General features: G+C 68.0%; 1 pseudogene. It reads left to right on the top strand.

What is annotated here, in order from left to right:
* Positions 1-87: 87 nt before the first annotated feature.
* Positions 88-256, top strand: a pseudogene (locus WDW90_RS40110) (16S rRNA (adenine(1518)-N(6)/adenine(1519)-N(6))-dimethyltransferase); the annotation flags it as partial.

Raw genomic sequence — 256 nt, 5'->3', positions numbered from 1 at the left:
CAAGGGCGCCGCCCGTCCCGGCAGCCTGATTGCCGCGCTGAAGCTTGCGCGCACGCTCGCCGATCACGAGAACCGCGCGGGCGCGCGATGAGCCCGGACGGCCTGCCGCCGCTTCGTGAAATCATCCAGCGTCATGGCCTCGCCGCGAAGAAAGCGCTCGGCCAGAATTTCCTGCTCGACCTGAACCTCACCGGAAAGATCGCGCGGGCGGCCGGAGACCTCACCTCTTCCACCATTGTCGAAATCGGCCCGGGAC

Origin of the sequence: Methylobacterium nigriterrae, from assembly GCF_037106235.1 — a bacterium.
GTDB classification, from domain to species: Bacteria; Pseudomonadota; Alphaproteobacteria; order Rhizobiales; family Beijerinckiaceae; genus Methylobacterium; species Methylobacterium nigriterrae.
The sequence above is the reverse complement of the archived record's forward strand: the minus strand, read 5'-3'. Positions and strand labels throughout refer to the sequence as shown.